Below are 316 nucleotides of genomic sequence, written 5' to 3'. Positions count from 1 at the left end.
CTTCAGGCGCCACCGGCGCTTCGCGCTCGTCCAGCATCTTGACGTAGCCGCCCAGCGGGATCGCGGCCACCACGAATTCGGTGCCCTGGCGATCGTGCCAGCGCAGCAGCGGTTTGCCGAAGCCAACGGAGAAGCGCAGGACCTTGACGCCGCAACGGCGCGCCGTCCAGAAATGGCCATACTCGTGGATGGTCACCAGGACGCCCAGGGCGATCAGGGTTCCCAGAATCGTATAAAGGATGGACATTGGCTGCCTCCGCTACCTCAGTGTGCAGATTCTGCGGACTCGCAGGCCAGGTGTCGAGGCGCGGGATCA

Annotated in this window: 1 protein-coding gene; it reads right to left on the bottom strand. The window is 64.6% G+C overall.

The genetic code is table 11. The features are described 5' to 3' along the window. Positions 1-247, bottom strand: a 247-nt coding sequence (locus FS767_RS21930) for a site-2 protease family protein (protein ID WP_178102772.1), incomplete at its 3' end; no start/stop codon positions are given. Between the last annotated feature and the right edge of the window lie 69 nt (positions 248-316).

The organism is Pseudomonas sp. DE0010, from assembly GCF_007680745.1.
GTDB classification, from domain to species: domain Bacteria; phylum Pseudomonadota; class Gammaproteobacteria; order Pseudomonadales; family Pseudomonadaceae; genus Aquipseudomonas; species Aquipseudomonas parafulva_B.
Note: the sequence above shows the minus strand (reverse complement) of the source record. Positions and strands in the feature narration are given on the sequence as shown.